Genomic DNA, 20,145 nt, shown 5'->3' on the forward strand with positions numbered 1-20,145 from the left:
CGTTTTTTCTTGATATTGTTTTTACTCCGTCGCCGTTTAAATCGATCACAATAGGTGAAGTTTTATTCGAAGCCGGAGTCGTATCTGGAAAAGTATCGTTTGGACTGCCGTCTTCGTCGCGATCAAAATCTAAAATACCGCTTTCAAAATCGTCTAAGCAACTAATGCAAAACCCAGAAGCAGTAATCCAAAATATTAAAATAATCAAATAGTGTAAAATTAAAGGAAAGCCAGAATAATCCCGCAAAACTAGCGGCTCTTTGTCGTAGTCACTAGTCCTTTCTTTTCTTAGCGCAGTGCTGACTTCAAATTTATCCAAATCAAGCTCTTTATAAACGGAATTTCGATGCATTCTATACGAAAGGGGATTAAAATTTTATAAAACAGCGTATGAAATTTCGGTTTTGCCGTCACGATAAATGGCGGTTTGATCCGCGATTTTTTGGCGTAAAAAAAGCGCTTCAAAAGCCTCGCGAGTCGAAGCGTAATTTGGGCGCAACGGCGGCGTTTTGCTTTGCAATTTGAGTTAAAATTTGATATGATTGTGCGAAATTTATATTGAACGGCTTTTTAAAATGAATAAATTTATAACCCAAAAAATAGGCACACTCGCGGGTTTTAGCGATGAAATTTTAAAAATTTTAGCATCGTTTGACGCGGATAGTTCGGATGTCAGGCTCGCTTTGCAAATTTCAAAAAATGCCCCCCTGGCGGATAAAATTTTAGATTTGGCCTTTTGCGGTTTGTCTAAATTTAGCGCCGAAGAGCTCGCGCGGCAAAATTTCGGTGCCGCGGATGAGCAGTGCGATCTCCAAAGCACGGAGCCTGTGAAGTCCATAGGATACGGCTTACAAGATGCTACAGACGAGTGGCAGCAAAACGAGTGCATCTTGAGCGAGCAAGAAGGCGCAGATTTAGCAGATCGGAGCGACAGTCTTAAATTTAATCACTCAAATGACGCAAACGGCGTGAACTACAGCGACGAGAATTTTAAATTTAACCCCTCGCAAGCTGCGAGCGATATGCCGCCACAAAATCAGAGCGCCGCCATGAGAGCTGATTGCGCGCTAGGTTCGAGCATTTCCGCGCAAGCCGAACGAGTGCATAGACGAGAGCCGATACAAGAGCAGGGGCAAGCGCAGCAACAAAAACAGGAGCAAGAATGGGGAAGGGCGCAGGAGCAGGGGCGAGAGCAGCCGCCGAAACAGGAGCAAGGCGACACGGCGCTAAAGACGCTAAATTTACAGCGAGCGTTCGAGCTTTACGGGCGCGAGCAGATGCGGGCGTTTTTTCTATTCGCCGTATTTGACGAGATGCTAAAGCCGAGCCTACATGCGTATCGCATCGACCGCGAAAAGCTCACGCAGGTCTCGCTGCTGCGAAATTTGCTTATGTTTTCGTGGATCAAATCCTACCCGCAGATCGAGCAAAACATACTCTCAAGCGTGATTTTAGTGGAGTTTGGGCGGGTTTTTATCGACGAGCAGGTGTGCGCGGCGGGCAAGGCGGAGGAATTTTACCACGCCATCAAGGGCTCGATCTTTCCGCAGGATTTTACCGACGTGGAGATGGAATTTAGCGGCACGAACCGCGAAAGCGTCTCGCACGCGCTATTCGCGCATTTCGGGCTAGAGCAGATCGCGCAGGATGCGCTGTATTCAAACGCCCCCGACGACGCGCCTTTTGAGAACAAATCCCGCTACGCGATGCTAAAGATCGCCAAAACCGCGGTCAATATCTACCATCACTTCGACGAGCTTAGCATCGACAACGCTTTAAATTTACTAGTCGAGTTCGGCTTCGAGCAAGAGGCGTTTTTAGAGGCTAAAGGCGAAATTTCGATATGAGAGAGTTCCTGCGCGCCTTTAACTCGGGCGTATTTGAAAAGGATCTTAGCGGCGAGCAAAAGGAGCTCGTGCGTAACCTCCTAAATATCGGCGCCATCAGCGCGCACAAAGGCAAGCTCTATCTAAACGACGGCTATGTTTTCGGCAGGCTCGACATCGCGCGCGACGGCACGGGCTATCTGCAAAGCTTCGACGATCGCTTCAAAGCTGATCTCATCATCGAAAACAGATATTTAAGCGGCGTGCATCTGGGCGATCTGATCCTAGCAAAAATTTTAAGCTCAAGAAAGTCCCGCCTGCACGCAAAGGTGCTGATGTGCATTAAGCCCGCGTTTTTAACGAGCGTGGTTTATATCAAAAGCTTCGGGCGCGAAATTTTAGGCGTAAACGTCAAAACCGGCCTCGCAAATCCGCTCAAAGCTACGCAAAAATCGCTCAAGCAGCTACCGCCGAATACCCTTTTAAAGATCGATAATTTAACGAACGAAATTACCGAGGTGATCGGAAACTTAGCCGATCCCTTCGTCGATGAGAAAATTTCTTTAGCGATCTACGATAAAAACGACGAATTTAACGAAGCGTGCAAGCAGCAAGCCGCAAGCTTCGGCAGCGAAGTGGACGAGGCGCTGTATCCGCAGCGCGTAGATTTGCAGCATTTGCCCTTTTGCACCATCGATCCTATCGATGCCAAGGACTTCGACGACGCGATCTATTTTGACATAAAAAAGCGCACGCTTTACGTCGCGATCGCCGATGTGAGCGAATACGTAAGCGAATACTCGCCGATCGATAAGGAGGCGAAATTTCGCGGCTTTTCGATCTACTTCCCGCACCGATCCGTGCCGATGCTACCGCGCGAGCTTAGTGAAAACATCTGCTCGTTGATGCCTGATCTGCCGAGGCTGGCCTTTGTTTTTAAAATCTCTTTGGATGAAAATTTAAACCCGCAAAAAGAGGAGCTTTTCGAAGCGATTATAAGATCAAAGCGCCGCTACAATTACGACGAGGTTGATGAAATTTTACGCACCCGCAAGGCGTGCGAACCTGAAATTTTAAGCTGGCTCTTGCCGCTCAATGAAATTTGCGAGCGCCTGCGCCGTGCGAGGCTAAAGCGCGGATTTGATTTCCGCACCAAGGAGCTTCGCATCACGCTTGATGAGCACGGTTTTATAAGCTCCACCCGTTTCGAGACCGACACTCCGTCGCACAAGCTCATCGAGGATTGTATGCTGCTAGCTAACAAAGCCGCTGCGGCGCGTATCGAGCGGGGCGTTTTTAGAAATCACGGCTCGGCGGAGCTTAAAAAAATTTACGCTCTGCTTGACGATCTGGCGCTGTTTGGCATCGACGCGCCGTATCAGAGCAACATTGCTAAAATGATCGGCGAAATCCAGGCTCAAGCCAATGCCATGGGGATCCGCGAGGAGGTCGATAAGCTCATCATCAAGGCTCAAAAGCGCGCCGAGTATGCGTCCGAATCGCGCGGGCACTTCGGGCTCGGATTTGATAACTACACGCACTTCACAAGCCCGATTAGGCGCTATTCCGATCTCATTTTGCACCGATTGCTAAAGGCGCAGATGAGGGGGGATGAGAAATTTTATAATTACCTGCTTTTAAACATAGACGCGACGTGCACGCGGCTAAACGAGCTCGAGCGCGAGGCGGACAAAGTCGCGTTTGATTTTATGGATCGAAAATTTGCGCGCTGGGCCGCAGAAAATTTGGGCAAAAAATTCCGCTGCTACATCGACGAAAACGGAAATTCCGTCACCGCAAAGCTAGACGACAAGCTAAAAGGGGCTAAAATTTTGGTTTCAAATTTCGCCGGCGACATTTTAACGCCCGTACTAGTGGAGCTTACGGACGCAAACATCGCTAGCGGAGTGATCTTAGGCAGGGTGGTAAAGAAAATCTGATGTATAGAAAAGAATTTGACGGGCTTATCGCAAGCGGAAGGGTGCCTAATTTCGTGCTTTTGCGCGGCGGAGACGATTTTTCAAACGAGCTTTACGCGCAGCGCCTGAAGCAAATTTACGCCTCGAAAAATTTTTTGAGTTTGTATTTTTTGGAGTATGATTTTGAGCAGGCGCGAAGCTTCTTGGAGCCCTCGCTTTTTGGCGGCAGCAACACGCTTCATATCAAAACCGCCTCGCTCATCAAAAAAGAGGAGCTACGAAGGCTCATCGCGCTGTGCAAGGCGGACGCGAACAATCATCTAATTTATGAGCTAAACGATAGCGAAATTTCGGTGAGCGCGGATTTTATCAAGGAATTTGAACGAAACGAAGTGAGGTTTTTCAAACCCTCGGGCGTGAATGAAGCCATAGCGCTGCTTGTGCAAAAATGCGAGATGTGCGGGCTTTTTGCAAACACTGCCGCGCTTAGCAGGATCTACGCCATCCACAACGAAAGCCTGAGCCTAAGCGCGAGCGAGATAGAGAAATTTGCAAGTTTGGGGTTAGAGCTTAACCTGCAAAACGTAAATTTGATGGTTTATGGCCTTAGCGAGGTAAGCTACGACGAGCTTTTTGATAAAATTTTTGGACTAAGCGACTTTCGCGTAGATTTTTACAAAATGGCTCTGGGCGGCGGATACAACGAGATGGAGCTGATAAATTATTTCTACCGCTTGATTTATAGAATTTTTCGGCTGCACGCTTACGTGAAAATAAACGGTAGATTTGATTTTAAGGCGGTTTTAGGCTACCTGCCGCCCCCTTCCGTGGCCGCACAGATGCAGCGCTACGCCACCAGCTTTTCAACGCGGACGTTTTATAAAATTTTCGCTCACTTAAACGATTTGGAATTTGAACTCAAAAGCGAAAAGAACGTAGCGAAGGACGAGCTTTTGCTCGCGTCGTTTTTGAGGTTGCAGCGCATGCTGCTAAGTTCGCTCGGGCAAAAAGCAAATATTAAGTGAAATTTTAGTAATATCCCTTCGCATTTTTTGCAAAATCCTTGCCCGCAGACGCTGTTTGCGAGCTAAAATCCATAAGGAGAATTTATGAGAAACTACGAGGTTTTATTCATCGTTAAGCCCACGCTTACAGACGATGAAGTTAAAACAAAAGTCGATTTCGTCAAAGAAATCATAACCAAAAACGGCGGAGAGATCGCTTCCGTAATCGAAATGGGCGCTAGAAAGCTAGCCTATAAGATCGACAAATATGAGCGCGGAGTTTATTTCGTAATCTATTTTAAAGCCGAGCCGAACTTGATCTCCGAGCTTGTTAGAAATCTGCGCATCAACGAAGATATCATTAGATTTTTAACCGTCAAATATGAGACTAAGCGTGAAATTTCCGCTTGGGACAAGCTAAGCAAAGGTATCAAGCTAAGCCCTGCGAAAAAAGAGCGCGAGCCAAAAGCGCCGGCAGAGCCGAAAGAACCCGAAGAAGCAGCCAAAGAGGGCGAATAAAGGATAAAATATGTTCAATAAAGTAGTTTTGGTAGGTAATTTGACCCGAGATATCGAGCTTAGATATCTGCAAACGGGCACCGCCGTAGGTAAAACCGGCATCGCCGTCACGCGCAGATATAATAGCTCAAACGGCGAGAAACGCGAAGAAACGTGCTTTATAGACATAGATTTTTTCGGTCGTACGGCTGAGATCGCAAACCAATACTTGCGAAAAGGCAGTAAAATTTTGATCGAAGGCCGCTTAAAGCTAGATCAGTGGCAGGATCAAAACGGACAGAACCGAAGCAAGCACTCCATCAGCGTAGATACTATGGAGATGCTAGGAAGCAATCAAGGTGGAAGCGGCGGTTATAACCAAGGCGGTAATTACGAGGGCGGCAATTATGGCGGAAGCTCCGGCGGCTATGGCGGGGGAAATTCTAACTATGGCGGCGGTAGTAATTACGGCGGCGGAAATAGCTATGCTAACAGACAAAACTCAAATTCTAGGGGCGCAAAAAACGATTACAATGCGCCTAAACAAAAAGAGCAGAGTTACGAAAGCACGATTCCGGAAGTCGACGTCGATGCCGATAAATACGATGACGGCAACGACACGATCCCATTTTAATTAAGGAAAAATCATGGCAGATAAGAGAAAATATACTAGGAAGTATTGCAAATTTACGGAAGCAAAGATCGAATTTATCGATTATAAGGACACGGCGCTGCTAAAGCACTGCCTAAGCGAGCGCTTTAAGATTATGCCGCGCCGCTTAACCGGCACTAGCAAAAAATACCAAGAGATGGTAGAAAAGGCTATCAAGCGCGCACGCCAAGCAGCCCTTATACCTTACATAGTCGATCGCAAAGACGTGGTCGTAAATCCATTCGAAAATCTTTAAATTTTAGCGGCGTAGAGCCGCTAAAATTCTCTCATTTTAAATTCTAATTTTTTAAATTTTAAGCTCGCTCTTATATATATATATATAATCCACCTATATTTTTTCAAAGGAGAAATTATGGCAGAGAATGAGCGGGCGGAATATTTGGAATGTCCTTTTTGCGGCAAAGATGACATCAAATACGGTGCGGTCGTATGCGGTGGGTGCCAGGCGGAGATCTCTTATAGCAGACCTTGGATAAAGACGCTTCTTATTTCTATAGTTTGGCTTTGGTTTGCGGGAGCTCTTACTAAGAATAGTGATACCGTATTTTACATTGTTATAGCTGTAGGAGTTATAGGCGTAATTAGTTCTTTTTTTATGGCGCGAGATCACAGTCTGCGATTTCATAGGACTATGAAGCACGTTAAATAGTCTATATTCCGCCGTTCACTGGCGGAGAAATTTTGTAATTCTCCGATTAAATTTAAATTTTGGAGAATTACATTACTTAAATTTTAAAAGATAGATTATGAATTTTTTCCTAGGCTTCCTTGCCGGTAGCGGTTTGGGTGAGGGGCTTGTAGCTATTATTTTAGTCTGTATGCTCGCATACGTGATAGGTGGTGGCTTCAATGCCGTTCTCGCTTTTATTCCGGGCTTTATAGTGTTTTGCATTGCAAAGGCATTTTTGGAAGGCTTGACTTCTAGCGTAAATAATAGATTTATTGCGTCTGTCGTACCAATTGTGGGAGGTTTAGTTCTAGGGTATTTAGCGGGTGCTTCCGTATATGAAAGTGAGCAGGCAAAAGATGCTGAGCGCGAAGTGCAGAAGCAACAAAATATGACGCAGCAAGATAAAGTCTATTATATCCAACGTAATTTGATGTTTAACGGCTACGGCGTGACAATCGACGGTAAGTGGGGCAAAAAGACCATGCGAGTGGCGCAGAAATATTCGGGCTCGTCCGCAACCTCGATCGACGAACTTTATGAGGCGGTCAGGGCTAAAAAAGAGGGCGAAAGATAAAATTTAAATCGCGAACAAAGTTCGTCTGGCTAAATTTTAAAATTTGCTAGTTTTTTATATCTCTTATCTAGCGCGCTTTTAAATGCAACGTAGTGATTTCCAAAATTCTTTAGATTCGCTTGGAAGTTCAAATTTTAATATGATTTGAATGCTTTAAGGGCAGAAGGAAATCTGCTTGCATATGATGTCCAGAACTTAAATTTAGAGATTTTGCCTTAGAGGGTTTGGCGAATAACACTGCCGCCGAATGATTCTGGCTTAAATTTAATGGATTTTAGCTACAAGACACAGCGAAATTTACGTTACTTTGTGTCTTTTCTAAAAGCATAATGCCTCAGCACTCGAGCGAGCAAAATTTTATCTCACATCGCTACGCTTTGACCTGAAGTACGCGACACATTCTAAGTCACGAAAAACTAAAATTTTTATACCTCCGAAGCTCGCATAGTTTACCAGAAAGCTCGTGCCTAAATCAAAATCCATACCTCCCAAAACCTCGCTAGCTAATATTTTTAATTTTGGATTGTAAATGAGATAAATACTGAGGCGGCAATCTTTAGCGGATGAAATTTTATATGTAAAAAACTGAGGTTTGGATTTACTATGAAAGTTTCAATTTCTTAAACTCGCGACTATATTTTTTCTGCGAAATCGCGTTAAATTTAAGGCTATCTATACTGGAGAAATTAACGGCGTATTCCTTCAAGCAAGCGAGAATGAAAGAGAAGCGGTAATTGCCATTTTCGTAAAATATCTCGCTCGTTATTATTTCCCCGGGCGCCGCGTCGCATCTTTGATCCGAGCTCATAGCGCATTTTAGTTCATAATATCCATTTTGCAAATCTCCGATGTAAAATTTCAAATGCAACTTTTCATTAATTTGCTTTTTGGGTAGCAATAGCGCATCGTTGAAGTTTATGCCCGCAAAAATTCTTTCTAGCGTATGCATATTTTTATGCAGCCCTGCTAAATACGCCTCGTACCGCCGCTCTCTTAAAGCATATTCGCTATCTTTTATATTGCCCCTGATCCAATCTAAGTCAAAATATAGCACTTCAATCTCTTTGGTTTTAAATTTGTCGTTACCCGTTCGCTACAGCCCCAAGAAGTTCTCATCGTTTTTGATCTTTTCGATGAGATCAAGCGTGGCGTAAAACTCGTCGTAGAAATATGGCATTTCAAGCTTGAAAAATTTAAAATTTAGCCCTTCCAGCACCTTGAATGAGTGTTTGTTTTTAAGTAAAAATATGAAAAACACCCCGTCTTTTTCCAGCGCGTTGAGGTAGTTTATTTCGCTTATATTGGCGCGCAGGATCTCGGCGTCAAGGATGACGACGTCGGCTACGTAGATGAAGTCGTTTAGATGCCTCTTTGCGCTCTCCCAGTTGGAGTTTGGCATCACGTCGCAACCAAGCCCGTTCAAAAAATCTCGCAGCTCCTCGAAGATCGCGCGGTTTTTATGCGTGATGATGACGTTGTAGTCGTATTTTTTGGCGCTAAAGCTCTGCTGCGCGAAGCAGCTAAGCACGGCATCCATTTTGATAAAGGTTCCGCGCCCGTCGGCTCCAATACTTGGATGCGAACCGAGTGCACGCAAATGGGTCTGCGCTGAAGTAAGATACTCATCGTCCGTACTAGCGGCGCTTTCTAGTGCACTTTTAAGCGCATAGGTGCGCGGATCCTTTAGCTCGCGATCGATACCTACTCGCACGTCAAGCTTGATAGAGCTCATATTTGCTCTAAGTTCCTTACTACTAAATTCCACGCTTACGCGGATCGGTTCAGCAATATTTTGTAGGAAGAACTCGCACGCGTCAAAGACCGCGCTAGTGAGATTTAGCACCTCGCCGCCGTAGATACGCGGTAGCTGCGGTGGAAAGCTAAGATAGAGCGTGCTGTCGTATTTCGTGCACTCCTCAAATAAAATTTCGCTTTGAAATTTTAAAATTTTTAAAATATCGATCTGCGCGATATCCTCGCGTCTAGGCACGATGGAATCGCTTTCTTTGGCTTTAGGCGCAGCGGAGAAAATTTTGCCGCTTACGGCGGGCTTTTTAGCAAAAAGTTTTCTTGCCGCAAAACCTGCCGTCGCAGACAATATTGCTAGCGCGCCTAAAACCACGGCTTTCATAGCACAAGCATCCCATCGCCATAGGAGTAGAAGCGGTATCTTTGCTCCACTGCGATGCGGTAGAGCTCAAGCGTGCGCTCAAGCCCGATGAAGCTCGCTACGAGCATTATCAGCGTGGATTTAGGTAGGTGAAAATTTGTAAGCAAAAAATTCTGTCTTATCGGCGGGTTGCCCGGGTGCAAAAACAGCTCGCAGATTCCGCTGCTTTGCCCATTGCGTGCAAAATTTTCGATCGTTCTCGTCACCGTCGTACCCACGCCTAAAATTTTTCGCTCGCTTTTTAGAATTTGCGCGGTCTGCGGCGGGATAGAGTAGAGCTCGCCGTGCATCTTATGATCGCGCAGATCCGCTACTTCCACGGGCTTAAAGGTGCCCGCGCCCACGTGCAACGTGATGAAGTGGATATCGTGATTTTGACGCAAATCGGCGATCATCTCGCTATCAAAATGCAAGCTCGCGGTGGGTGCGGCGACGGCGCCTTGCTCGCGCGCGAAGATGCTTTGATACCAGCTTTCGTCCTGCTTGGTATCGGTGCGCTTGATATACGGTGGCAGCGGCACATGGCCGATACGTTCGCAAATTTCAAAAACATCATGGGTGTTTAAAGCTTCGCCGCCCTGCTCAAACTGCACGATGCGAAGCCCGCCTTCCATCAGCTCGCAAACGCGCGCATTAAGATTGCTTTGAAATTTTAATTCGCTGCCTGCTTTGACGCTACCGCGAATATAGGCGCTAAATTTATTGCCCTCAAGCGGCGAGTTTAACAGAAGCTCGATCTTGCCGCCGCTATTTTTGTGACCGAATAGGCGCGCCTTAATTACTCGCGTGTCGTTAAAAATAATATCACAGGGCGGCAGGACGTCCGCCAGATCGCCGAAGTGCGCGTGAGTGATCTGCTCTTTGGCGCGATCATAGATCAGCAGGCGCGCGCTTTGTTTGGGCATCATGGGCGCGCTTGCGATGAGCTCGCTAGGAAGCTCGTAATCGTAGCTGCCAACTAAATTTAGATCCGCCATCTCACGCCTGCGCTACGTCCGTGGAATTTTCGCTTTCGTCATCTTCCTGCTTATACGGATTTATCATTTTGGCGATGAAGATTGAGAGCAGATAAAGTGCAATTAGCGGAGTTGCGAGCATAAACTGACTAAGCACGTCCGGCGGCGTCATGACCGCTGCAAAGATGAAAATAATGACGATTGCGTAGCGGAAAAAATCGCTCAGGCTTTTGTTCGTCACAAGCCCGATCTTGGCGAGAAAAAAGGTCACCACCGGAAGCTCGAAGCTGATGCCGAATGCGACGACGAGCTTGGCGAAAAAGCCTACATATTCGCCGATTGTAGGCATCGCAGTAAATTGCTTGGCGCCAAAATTTACCAAGAAATTAAACGCGACGGGGATTACGAAAAAATAGCAAAACGCCGCGCCTAAAAAGAACATAATGCTCGCGCCGCTAACGAAGGGGATGACGTATTTTTTCTCGTTGTCGTAAAGCCCAGGCGCTACGAAAAGCCACACCTGCCAGAAAATTATCGGCATCGCTAGAAGTAACGAGGTGAAAAACGACACCTTCATCGCAGTAAAAAAGGTCTCGCCGAGCTGGGTAAAGATGATCTCGCTGCCTTTGGGAAGCACGCGCACTAGCGGGCGGGTCATAAAGCCTAAAATATCCTCCCAAAAGCCGAAACACGCGATGAAAAGGACGATGACGGACAGAACACAGATAACTAGGCGCTTGCGAAGCTCGGCTAGATGCGGTTTTAGCTCTTCAAACATTAAATTTCTCTCTCATTATGATTTTTGCACTTCGTTATTTTGCGCGGAATTCTGCATAGAATTTTGCGCATCGCCGTTTAAATTTGCATTTAAATTTTCCGCGCCGCTTTTTGCTTCGCCGCTTGCATTGGTATTTTGTGCGGAATTTTCCGCGCCGCCGCCCGCGCTCGGCATGGAATTTTCACTTTCGCTTTCGGCGCTAGAATTTTTGCCTTTGTCTCCGGCACTAGAATTTGTTACGCCGCCGGCGGAGCCTTGCGCAGAGTTCGCGGCGCCCGAGCTTTGCGCGGAATTTCCGCCGCTCGAATTTGCTTTTAAATTTGCCGTCTCGCTTTGTTTTTGCGCCGAGACTTCCGCGGAATTTAGCGTATCTTTTACGGAGCCTTCTATGTTTTTTAGCCCAGCATTTAGCGTCTCTTTGACCGAGTCGATACCGCCTTTTATCTCGTCAAGCTCCTCAAACGTGAGCTTTTTGCGCACGCCTTCGCTTGCTTGCGTGATACTCTCTTTATATTTTTTGGCGTCCTCTTTGAGCTCGGCGATGCGAAGCTCCTGATCGAAGCTCGATTTTGCGTCGTTGATGGTTTTTTTGATGACTTTGAAGTATTTCGCGAGCTCGACCAGCACTTTTGGAAGCTTTTCGGGCCCCAGCACGATTATCGCGATGATTAAAATGACCGTAATTTCAGGCATACTGATACCAAACATAAAATTTCCTAACGTAAAAAGTGGCGTATTTTAACTAAAATTTCATTAATCTTAAATTTAGCGCCCGCGGCGGCTTTCTTGCGTGATAAAAAGCGCAATCTCGTCGGCGAGCAAAAAGTTAGGATTATAAAATTTACCCTCGCCGAATTTCAGCTTTTTTGCCTGCACTAGCAGCCGCGCGTTGCTTAGCTCCGCGGCGTCTAAAATTTGCGCTTCAAGCCCCAAAACGCAGCGCAGCCCGAGAAATATGCGCTCAAGCTTTTTATCCTGCGCGCTTAGAGCTTCGCGCTGTTTTTGCAGCGGATCTGCAATGTAGTCTCGCAAATTTTTAGGCGAGCTAAGGCGCACCCATCCGCTAGTTCCGACCGCAAATGCTCCGAATCCAGCGTAATCTTCGCCGCGCCAGTAGGAGAGATTGTGCTTACAGCGCAGTCCGCGCGCGGCAAAATTTGAAATTTCATACTGGCTAAAGCCGCTATCTGCCGCAAGAGCAAAGAGAAATTTGGCTAGAGCCACGCTTTCCTTTTTGAAGCTTTCGCGCCCGAAAAAGGGCGTATTCTCCTCAAGGCTTAGCGCATAGGCGCTTAGATGCGGCACTTCACAGTGCGCAAGCTCATCCATTTCAAATTTTAAATTCCTTTTATCGTCAAATTTGCTCGCATAGATTAGATCTAAATTTATATTATCAAAGCCCGCTGCTTTGGCATTTTGCACCGCCAGAAAAATCTGCGCCGCACTGTGCGCGCGACCGAGGAACTTTAGCTTGGCGTCGTTAAAGCTTTGCGCGCCGAAGCTGATGCGATTTACGCCGAGCCCCTGCATCGTCCTAAGCCAAGCGGGGCTAGCGGAGTTTGGGTTGGCTTCCGAGCTGATTTCGGCTTTGGCGGCAAAACGCGGCGCGAGCAGCGCAAAAATTTCATTATAAAGCCCCGCATCTACGGCGCTTGGCGTGCCTCCGCCGATAAAAAGCGTCGAAATTTGCGCGTGCGGATTTTTCGTCAAAAAGTCGCGTACCTCAAGCTCTAGCGCGCGAAAGTAGCTTTTTGCGAGGCTAAACTTATCGCTGAAGGAGCCAAAGGCGCAATACGGGCATTTGGAGGTGCAAAACGGCACGTGGATATAGATGTGCAAGGTCGGTCCTATGGGCTAAATTTACGTCACAAAATTTAGCGAATTAATTTGAAAATTTATATAAATTTTAAGCCTCTTAACGCAAATTTTAATATTTTTAGGTAGAATTTTGAGAAATTTTTTGTGAGAAAACGAGATGGAAAAAGAGAAAAATTACAGACCAAATGTCGCTGCAATAGTACTTTCGCCCTCGTATCCGTTTAATTGCGAAATTTTAATCGCGCAACGAAGCGACATCAAAGGCGCTTGGCAGTTTCCTCAAGGTGGTATCGACGATGGTGAGACGCCTAAGATGGCGATCCGCAGAGAGCTAGGTGAGGAGATCGGAACAAGCAAAGTCGATATCATCGCTGAGTGCCCGAAGTGGCTTAGCTACGACTTTCCCGATGGGGTAGCTCAAAAGATGCGCCCATACGACGGGCAAATTCAAAGGTATTTTTTGGTGAGATTGCGAAGCTTAGCCGATATAAACATCAATACTAAACTTCCGGAGTTCGACGCATTTAAATTCGTAGGCGCGAATGAGGTTTTAAGGCACGTAAATCACTTCAAAAAGCCGATTTACGCGACGGTTTTAAAATATTTTAAGGAGGAGGGTTACATTTAATGCTGATCGTTCAAAAATACGGCGGTACGAGCGTCGGCACGCTAGAGCGGATCGAGGCGGTTGCGCAGCGCGTGATAAAGACTAAAAACGAAGGACACGATGTCGCGGTAATCGTCTCTGCGATGAGCGGCGTTACCAATCAGCTCATCGAGCAGGCGGAATTTTTTACTAAAACTCCCGTAGGCAGAGAGATGGATGTGCTGCTAAGCTCGGGCGAGCGCGTCACGAGCGCACTTTTAGCTATCGCGCTAAACGCCAAGGGCTATGCTGCGATCGCATTTAGCGGGCGAGGCGCGGGCATCGTGACGGATAATTTTCACACCAAAGCTCGCATCGTCTCTATCGATCCAAAAAGCATGCAAGAGGCGCTAAAGCAGGGCAAAATCGTCGTCGTCGCGGGCTTCCAAGGCATCAGCACCGCAGGCGAAGTAACTACGCTCGGGCGAGGCGGAAGCGATCTTAGCGCAGTCGCCGTCGCAGGAGCGCTGAATGCCGATCTGTGCGAAATTTACACAGACGTGGACGGCGTATATACGACCGATCCGCGCATTGAGCCGAAAGCCAAGAAACTTGATCGCATCAGCTACGACGAGATGCTTGAGCTTGCGAGCTTGGGAGCGAAAGTTTTGCAAAATCGAAGCGTCGAGCTTGCGAAGAAATTAAACGTAAATTTGGTGACGCGAAGCAGTTTTAACGATCATGAAGGAACACTCATAACAGGAGAAGAAAAGATGGAAGATGCGGTAATTAGCGGCATTGCACTGGATAAAAATCAAGCAAGAATCACGATTAGAAACGTAGAGGATCGCCCTGGCGTCGCGGCTGAAATTTTCTCTGCGCTCGCGAGCAAGGAGATCAACGTCGATATGATCGTGCAAAATATCGGACGAAACGGCGAGACGAATTTGGGCTTTACCGTGCCGCAAAACGAGCTGCAGACTGCTTATGCGGTAATGAAAGAGGTAAATCCAAATCCGAATTCCATCATTGAATCGGACGCCGATATCGTAAAGGTTTCTTTGGTAGGCGTGGGTATGAAAAGCCACAGCGGTATAGCCAGCAAGGCGTTTAAGACGCTCGCGGATGAAGGGATAAATATCCAGATGATCTCCACGAGCGAGATTAAAATTTCGATGATCGTAGAGGCCAAATACGGCGAGCTCGCCGTGCGCGCGCTGCATAAAGCCTACGATTTGGATAAATAATGCAGGATCTGCACACTTGGAGCGTCACGGCGATGCGCTCCGAGCCCGGACTTGAGTGGCTCGAGGATCGTAAGGAGGACTGGACGCCGCTTTTAGCATCAAAGCTAAAATTCCTCCACGACGGCTTTGCTTTCATCGTCATCTGCGACGATGAGCGAAGCTGGTTTAGCGAATACATCATCAAAAAGATCAACTCCTCTACCAACTCACGCCCGCTGCTGCCGTTTTTTTCGCTGCGCTCGCTCTACCGCGGCGGCGTAAATAGCCTAGAGGACGCGCTGCTGCTAAACGATATGTTAAGCCTCGCGTTTGCCAACGGCTTTATATATTTTTACATCGGCAACGGCAACCATCCACTAGCCAAAATCGCCAAAAGCCACGAGGACAGCTATCTGTGGCTCATCGACGAGAGGTTGCAAAATAGCTTTTACATGAGCGAGAGCGATCCGAGCCTGGATCTAAAACTGATCCAACTTTTTAAAATTTTAGACAAAAGCATCGACGCCGTGCTTTTTGACGAAGTGGTGCTTTGAAAATCATAAATCAGATCGTTTTGACGGGCGATTATGAGGGCTTTAAAGATAAAATTTTAGCCGAAATTCCGCGCAAAAATTTAAGGTTTTTCGAAAGCGTCGAGCTTAAGATCGACGAGGCGCGAAAGATCATAGACGAAGCCTACGTCGCCGAGCGCGAGGATAAGATCATCGTCATCGCCGCTACGAAATTCGGCGAGGAGGCGCAAAACGCTCTGCTTAAAATTTTAGAGGAGCCGCCTAAAAATACGGTATTTTTCCTGATCACCCCCTTCATCAACGCCCTACTGCCCACCATCCGCTCGCGCCTCGTGGTGCAAAATCTCTGCGTGCGAAAGCCCAGATGCCGCACCGGGTTAAATTTAACTAGGCTCAGCCTAAAGGAAGCGGTGGAGTTTATCGACGCGCAGATCGCGCTGGAGCGTAAGGGCGAGCTGGATAAGACGGCGCTAAAAGCGCTCATCGGCGAGATCGCGCTAGAGTGTTTCGAAACAGGCGTCAGGCTAAGCGGCGATGAACTACAGCGGATTGACCGCTTGAGTTATCTTGCCGAGCACAACGCTAAAGCCCATGCCGTGCTTACTCCGCTGCTTTTGATGATCGAGGAGAAAAAAAGATGAAAATTTATAAAATTTCAAACGATGCCGACTTTGCGCTGATTTGCGAGCGCATCGGCGTGCGAAATGCGGGAAGGGCGATAATGCAGAAAAAATCGCGCCTAAACCTTTTCTATCTAAAAGACCTGCGAGCGCCCGCGGCGAATATTTTAAAGCAAGATGCCCTTAGCATCGGTGCCGAGCTTGCGTGTAACGAAGGAGTGATCCTAGGACGCGATGATACGGATGCGGTTTTGATCGCAAATGACCGCCAGATTGAGGCTTTAGCGCAGAAAGAAGCGCTGCAGGATTTCGGGCTAAAGGAGCTCGCGAAATTTTTAAGCGAGAAATTTGCTAAGCCGCAAAGCTGCGAAATAATGGGCGTCGTCAATATCAACTCCGATAGCTTCAACCCCGCAAGCCGCGCGGCAAACCTAAAAGAGGCGACCAATAAGATCGAAAAGATGATCGAGCAGGGCGCCGCTATCATCGATATTGGCGGCGTGAGCTCACGCCCGGGTAGCCAGTACTGCGGCAGGGATGAGGAGTTTGCGCGCATAAAGGACGTCGTGAACGAAATTTACCGCCTAAGCCTGCATGAAAAGGCTAAATTTAGCCTCGATAGCTTCGATGAGTATTGTTTGGAATTTGCGCTAGATCGGGGCTTTAGCATCATTAACGACATCAGCGCAAATCTCGCTCTTGCCCCGCTTGCGCTTCGCTACGACGCCGCTTACGTGCTGATGCATATGCAGGGAAATCCGCAAAATATGCAGCTTGCGCCTAAATATGACGATCTGATGGGCGAGATCGATGAGTTTTTTGCGCAGAATTTGCAGCAGCTGCAAAGCGCGGGGCTTAAAAAGATCATCCTCGACGTTGGCATCGGCTTTGGTAAGACCGCCGAGCAAAATTTGGTGCTGATTAAAAATTTACAGCATTTCTTACACTTCGGCTGCCCGCTGCTTGTAGGCGCGAGCAGAAAGAGCGTTATCGATTTTTATAGCCCCTCTGCTGTCGCGGATAGGCTCGCAGGCTCGCTGTATCTGCACCAGATCGCCGCTTTAAACGGCGCTGCGATCATCCGCACGCACGATGTTTTCGAACACGCTCAAATGTTGCGGCTAATGCGCGCGATGGATCGGATTCTGCTATAGTAAAATTTCAAAAAACTTATCGGAATTCTGCGAAATTCTATGGGATTTTCTTGAAATTTCATGTCCTTGCAGGATGTTGATTAAATCCGCTTTTATAAAATCTTAAAATTTGTCCTAGTCAATCTTTATAATTTTTAGAAATTTTGCAAAAGAGCTTTTGCAAAATTTCATTAGAATTCTTTCGTGCTTGGTTTTTTTCTTGGAATTTATTGCGTGTCCGTTTCTAAAATTTTATCAAATTATGCGTTGGTGCTTAAATCTTAACAAATCTCGCGCTGAGGATTATTGTGGCCGATAAAAATTCTACGTAGCGAGCCTATGTATGCGAACAGGCACAGCGCGTGAAATTTGCAAGCGGTGTGTATATTTATAAAAAACGCCCACGCTGATCTACATTGCAAGCGAATCACGTGCATAAACAAAATCCTAAATCGCGCCACTATAATTTGCACCGCAAGCTTGCAATTTGATCAAATTTAGCGCGTACCAGCGGAACGACAAAACCGAACGAAAAGCGTGCGGTGCGGCAAATTTTAAATTTATTTTACGCGGCGGCGTAGAGTTTTAAAATTTATTTTCTGCGATGGCGCAAAATTTTAAATTTATCTGCCGCAAAACAGAGGCCGCTACCGCTTAAAGTCGTGGATTTCGATATTTGCGTCATATTTTTTGCAAAGCTCGCTTACTTTTTCTTTAAGCCTTTCTTCGTCATAGCAGATGAGATCGATGTATGCGTGCCTCTGCCCGGTTGCGCCGCCGATTATCTCCAAAAACGAGCCGCAGCTTTCTAGCTCCTCGTCCTCGATCTTGTTTCGCAGATCAAAGCCCGCCTGCACGTCGCCGCCGCTACCGATGCTAAGAAAGCAAAATTTTATGCCAAGCTCGAAGGCTTCGTTATAGATGTCGCGCTCGCCGCTTAGGTATTGATTTACGATGGCCGTTAGGCAGGTGGTGCCCACGATCACGTCCTCGCGTACCTCGCTACCGCGCGGTTCCATCTCGTAGCTGAAAAAATTCTTTAGCGGTTCGCGTGCGGCTTTTTCGCCGAATTTCTCATCGACCAGATCGGCAAATTCGCTTAGCGGCACGCCGTTTTCTTTGGGCTGAGCCAGTACCTCAAGCTCGCCTAGCGTATTTATGATCGCCGTTTCGCCGATCATATTGTCAAGCAGGATAAAGCTAAGGTTGTAGGCCTTGCCCTCGTCTTGCGCGAGCAGAGCCGCTAGATTTTCGTTGTAAATTTTAATATCCACGTCGCTTTCGTTAAACTGCGCATAGATCATCGAGTCCTCGGCGTTTACGCGCGTATCGTACATCTCGATCCCGCCGATACCTCGCGGCGCGCGCGGCTTTCCGAGCGTGCAGAGCATTTTGGACTCGAGCTGTTTGGGCATAGCGTTTTTGATAAAGCTTAGCCAAAAGAGGCGGTGCCTCATGCCCTCGGGAGTCAGCACCAAATCAAGCTTATCGCCCGCAAGCCCGGTCATAAAATAGGGCTCAGCAAGGCAGATACGAAGCTTCTCATCGGTCTTTTGCATCGCCTTTTCAAACTCCTTCGCCGCCAGATCGGCCTTGATCTCGTCTACCATACCGCTAAATTCCGCCCAAAATTTATCCACTCTGCCCGCGAACGTGCTCGGCTCCTGCGCTTTCTCAGCCTTTTTGTTCAAACCGAATAATCCCATAATCTCTCCTTTAATTAAATTTAAACGCAATTATAGCTTAATTTTTTGCGCGGGCTCGGGGCGCAAATTTTAAAAGCCCCGCCCTCATGTGCACTGAAAGCAGCCGCCCAAAACCTCGCATTTCTCACAGATCTGCACGTATATGACCCCCTCGCCCTGTACCAGCTCGCCGAATGGGATCTGCGCTAGGTCGCAGTCGGCACGGCAGAGCTCGACGGCCTAGGCACGATCAGGCAGGGATTTGTCGAGATGAGCAACGTACGGCTAGCCTAGGAGATGACCGACCTCATCACGGCTCAGCGCGCGTATGAGGCCAACTCAAAGGCGATCACGACGAGCGACGATATGCTCTCGATCGCAAATAGCCTAAAAAGATAATCTAAAATAGGCTAAATTTACGCCGTCTGGCCTGAAACTGCTTTGCGGATTTCGGGTTAGGCGGCTTTTTAAATTTGGCCCGCTTTTGCCGCCCGAGGATTAAATTTAGGCTAAATTTAGCGGTCTTTACGCTGCGACTAGCGAAAGCTAAATTTGAGTAAATTTGGGCTAAATTTTACGAGCGGCGCGGTTTTTTGAGGCGTCAAGGCGGCTCAATTTACCTGGATTTACCGCCTTTTAGCGTCCTAACTCACAATCCTTGCTCGTTTAGGATTTTATAATTATTACAACCGCCCTGATTGCCTAAATCGCAAGCCTTGCCGAAATACTCTTTTGCCGTTCTTTTATCTTGTCTTACGCCTTGTCCATTATCATATGAAACCCCGAGATTATAGCAACCGCCTGCATATCCCATATCGCAAGCTTTAGAGTATAGCTCGCTCGCTTTTTTATAGTCCTGCCTTACGCCTCGACCTTCATCATATAAAACTCCGAGACTATAGCAACCAATTGCCACTCCCATATCGCAAGCCTTAGAAGATAACTCGTTAACTCTTTTATAGTCCTGCCTTACGCCCTTACCATCATAATATAAAACCCCGAGATTAAAGCAAGCGTCTGCATATCCCATATCGCAAGCCTTAGAATATAGTTCGCTTGCTTTTTTATAGTCTTGCCTTACGCCTCGTCCGTTAGCATATGAAAGCCCGAGATTAGAACAACTAATTGCATTTCCGCTATCGCAAGCTTTAGAAAATAGTTCGCTCGCTTTTTTATAGTCCTGCTTTACGCCCTGGCCCTTGACATATAAAAATCCGAGGGAACCGCAACTAATTGCATTTCCGTCGTCGCACGCTTTTTGTAGTGCTCCTATATCCTCGCCCGCCGCAAACAAAACCATAGCACAGGAGAGCGCTGCGATTAATCTTTTCATAAATTTACTCCTACCAAAATTTTTATCGGTATTTTATAAAATTTAGCATTAAAAAAAATGTAAATTTACGTTAAAGGTTTGAAATTCGATCAAGCCTGATTTTTGCCGAGTTTGCTCAAAATCGCGCCGCAAAAGAAAGCCGT

Annotated in this window: 22 protein-coding genes and 1 pseudogene; 14 read left to right on the forward strand and 9 right to left on the reverse strand. The window is 47.0% G+C overall.

Annotation, left to right across the window (positions count from 1 at the left end):
* A partial coding sequence (locus Q0117_RS09995; RefSeq protein ID WP_297926228.1) for a hypothetical protein occupies positions 1 to 319 on the reverse strand: 319 nt, incomplete at its 3' end.
* 256 nt (positions 320 to 575) lie between these two features.
* On the opposite strand from Q0117_RS09995, the gene Q0117_RS10000 reads away from it, so the two are divergent.
* The 8 genes from Q0117_RS10000 (at position 576) to Q0117_RS10035 (ending at position 7,164) form a co-directional block, all read left to right on the forward strand.
* Positions 576 to 1,847 carry a hypothetical protein gene (locus Q0117_RS10000; protein ID WP_297926234.1) on the forward strand — a complete coding sequence of 424 codons (1,272 nt, stop codon included), beginning with the start codon at positions 576 to 578 and terminating at the stop codon, positions 1,845 to 1,847.
* A complete protein-coding gene (locus Q0117_RS10005) occupies positions 1,844 to 3,766 on the forward strand; it encodes a ribonuclease R family protein (RefSeq protein ID WP_297926249.1) in 1,923 nt (640 codons plus the stop codon). Before Q0117_RS10000 ends, Q0117_RS10005 begins: the two co-directional genes overlap by 4 nt.
* Complete coding sequence (locus Q0117_RS10010; RefSeq protein WP_297926286.1) at positions 3,766 to 4,770, forward strand: DNA polymerase III subunit delta; 1,005 nt, start codon at positions 3,766 to 3,768, stop codon at positions 4,768 to 4,770. Before Q0117_RS10005 ends, Q0117_RS10010 begins: the two co-directional genes overlap by 1 nt.
* 84 nt (positions 4,771 to 4,854) lie before the next feature.
* Positions 4,855 to 5,268: a 30S ribosomal protein S6 gene (gene rpsF, locus Q0117_RS10015; protein WP_297901550.1), complete on the forward strand. Its 414-nt coding sequence runs from the start codon at positions 4,855 to 4,857 to the stop codon at positions 5,266 to 5,268.
* A gap of 10 nt (positions 5,269 to 5,278) precedes the next feature.
* Positions 5,279 to 5,881 (forward strand): single-stranded DNA-binding protein, encoded by a 603-nt coding sequence (locus Q0117_RS10020; protein ID WP_297926309.1) that lies wholly within the window; start codon positions 5,279 to 5,281, stop codon positions 5,879 to 5,881.
* A gap of 13 nt (positions 5,882 to 5,894) precedes the next feature.
* Positions 5,895 to 6,155 (forward strand): 30S ribosomal protein S18, encoded by a 261-nt coding sequence (rpsR, locus tag Q0117_RS10025; protein WP_295151385.1) that lies wholly within the window; start codon positions 5,895 to 5,897, stop codon positions 6,153 to 6,155.
* Positions 6,156 to 6,272: 117 nt separating this feature from the next.
* On the forward strand, positions 6,273 to 6,569 hold the full coding sequence (locus tag Q0117_RS10030; protein ID WP_297926320.1) for a hypothetical protein: 297 nt from the start codon (positions 6,273 to 6,275) through the stop codon (positions 6,567 to 6,569).
* A 97-nt stretch (positions 6,570 to 6,666) separates the two neighbouring features.
* Complete coding sequence (locus Q0117_RS10035) at positions 6,667 to 7,164, forward strand: hypothetical protein (protein ID WP_297926331.1); 498 nt, start codon at positions 6,667 to 6,669, stop codon at positions 7,162 to 7,164.
* Between the two features lie 601 nt (positions 7,165 to 7,765).
* Here the strand turns inward: Q0117_RS10035 and Q0117_RS10040 are convergent.
* The 6 genes from Q0117_RS10040 to hemW are packed head-to-tail and all read right to left on the reverse strand — an operon-like array spanning position 7,766 to position 12,907.
* Positions 7,766 to 8,218 carry a hypothetical protein gene (locus Q0117_RS10040; protein ID WP_297926343.1) on the reverse strand — a complete coding sequence of 151 codons (453 nt, stop codon included), beginning with the start codon at positions 8,216 to 8,218 and terminating at the stop codon, positions 7,766 to 7,768.
* 39 nt (positions 8,219 to 8,257) lie between these two features.
* Positions 8,258 to 9,295 (reverse strand): hypothetical protein, encoded by a 1,038-nt coding sequence (locus Q0117_RS10045; RefSeq protein ID WP_297926354.1) that lies wholly within the window; start codon positions 9,293 to 9,295, stop codon positions 8,258 to 8,260.
* Positions 9,292 to 10,311 carry a tRNA preQ1(34) S-adenosylmethionine ribosyltransferase-isomerase QueA gene (gene queA, locus Q0117_RS10050; protein WP_297926357.1) on the reverse strand — a complete coding sequence of 340 codons (1,020 nt, stop codon included), beginning with the start codon at positions 10,309 to 10,311 and terminating at the stop codon, positions 9,292 to 9,294. Before queA ends, Q0117_RS10045 begins: the two co-directional genes overlap by 4 nt.
* Before the next feature lies 1 nt (position 10,312).
* A complete protein-coding gene (gene tatC, locus Q0117_RS10055) occupies positions 10,313 to 11,068 on the reverse strand; it encodes a twin-arginine translocase subunit TatC (RefSeq protein WP_297926387.1) in 756 nt (251 codons plus the stop codon).
* 15 nt (positions 11,069 to 11,083) lie between these two features.
* A complete protein-coding gene (tatB, locus tag Q0117_RS10060) occupies positions 11,084 to 11,776 on the reverse strand; it encodes a Sec-independent protein translocase protein TatB (RefSeq protein ID WP_297926422.1) in 693 nt (230 codons plus the stop codon).
* 57 nt (positions 11,777 to 11,833) lie between these two features.
* On the reverse strand, positions 11,834 to 12,907 hold the full coding sequence (gene hemW / locus Q0117_RS10065) for a radical SAM family heme chaperone HemW (protein ID WP_297926434.1): 1,074 nt from the start codon (positions 12,905 to 12,907) through the stop codon (positions 11,834 to 11,836).
* Between the two features lie 136 nt (positions 12,908 to 13,043).
* Here hemW and Q0117_RS10070 point away from each other — a divergent pair, with 136 nt between their 5' ends.
* Genes Q0117_RS10070 through folP form a run of 5 tightly spaced genes read left to right on the forward strand, consistent with a single transcriptional unit; the run spans position 13,044 to position 17,005 of the window.
* The gene (locus Q0117_RS10070) at positions 13,044 to 13,514 is read left to right on the forward strand and encodes an RNA pyrophosphohydrolase (RefSeq protein ID WP_005873256.1); all 471 of its coding nucleotides are present in this window, start codon (positions 13,044 to 13,046) and stop codon (positions 13,512 to 13,514) included.
* On the forward strand, positions 13,514 to 14,719 hold the full coding sequence (locus Q0117_RS10075; RefSeq protein ID WP_295151394.1) for an aspartate kinase: 1,206 nt from the start codon (positions 13,514 to 13,516) through the stop codon (positions 14,717 to 14,719). Before Q0117_RS10070 ends, Q0117_RS10075 begins: the two co-directional genes overlap by 1 nt.
* The gene (locus Q0117_RS10080) at positions 14,719 to 15,252 is read left to right on the forward strand and encodes a HobA family DNA replication regulator (protein WP_005873254.1); all 534 of its coding nucleotides are present in this window, start codon (positions 14,719 to 14,721) and stop codon (positions 15,250 to 15,252) included. The genes Q0117_RS10075 and Q0117_RS10080 overlap by 1 nt, the downstream gene beginning before the upstream one ends.
* Complete coding sequence (locus Q0117_RS10085; RefSeq protein ID WP_297926453.1) at positions 15,249 to 15,872, forward strand: DNA polymerase III subunit delta'; 624 nt, start codon at positions 15,249 to 15,251, stop codon at positions 15,870 to 15,872. The genes Q0117_RS10080 and Q0117_RS10085 overlap by 4 nt, the downstream gene beginning before the upstream one ends.
* Positions 15,869 to 17,005, forward strand: coding sequence for a dihydropteroate synthase (gene folP, locus Q0117_RS10090; RefSeq protein ID WP_297926460.1), 1,137 nt, complete (start codon positions 15,869 to 15,871; stop codon positions 17,003 to 17,005). The genes Q0117_RS10085 and folP overlap by 4 nt, the downstream gene beginning before the upstream one ends.
* 626 nt (positions 17,006 to 17,631) lie before the next feature.
* Here the strand turns inward: folP and Q0117_RS10095 are convergent.
* Positions 17,632 to 18,690, reverse strand: coding sequence for a hypothetical protein (locus Q0117_RS10095; RefSeq protein WP_297926468.1), 1,059 nt, complete (start codon positions 18,688 to 18,690; stop codon positions 17,632 to 17,634).
* A 213-nt stretch (positions 18,691 to 18,903) separates the two neighbouring features.
* Here Q0117_RS10095 and Q0117_RS10100 point away from each other — a divergent pair.
* Positions 18,904 to 19,068: pseudogene (locus Q0117_RS10100) on the forward strand (flagellar basal body rod C-terminal domain-containing protein); the annotation flags it as partial.
* A 250-nt stretch (positions 19,069 to 19,318) separates the two neighbouring features.
* Here Q0117_RS10100 and Q0117_RS10105 read toward each other — a convergent pair.
* Positions 19,319 to 20,002, reverse strand: coding sequence for a tetratricopeptide repeat protein (locus Q0117_RS10105; protein WP_297926491.1), 684 nt, complete (start codon positions 20,000 to 20,002; stop codon positions 19,319 to 19,321).
* Between the last annotated feature and the right edge of the window lie 143 nt (positions 20,003 to 20,145).

It is taken from the genome of uncultured Campylobacter sp. (assembly GCF_937997535.1).
In the GTDB taxonomy this organism is placed as follows: Bacteria; Campylobacterota; Campylobacteria; order Campylobacterales; family Campylobacteraceae; genus Campylobacter_B.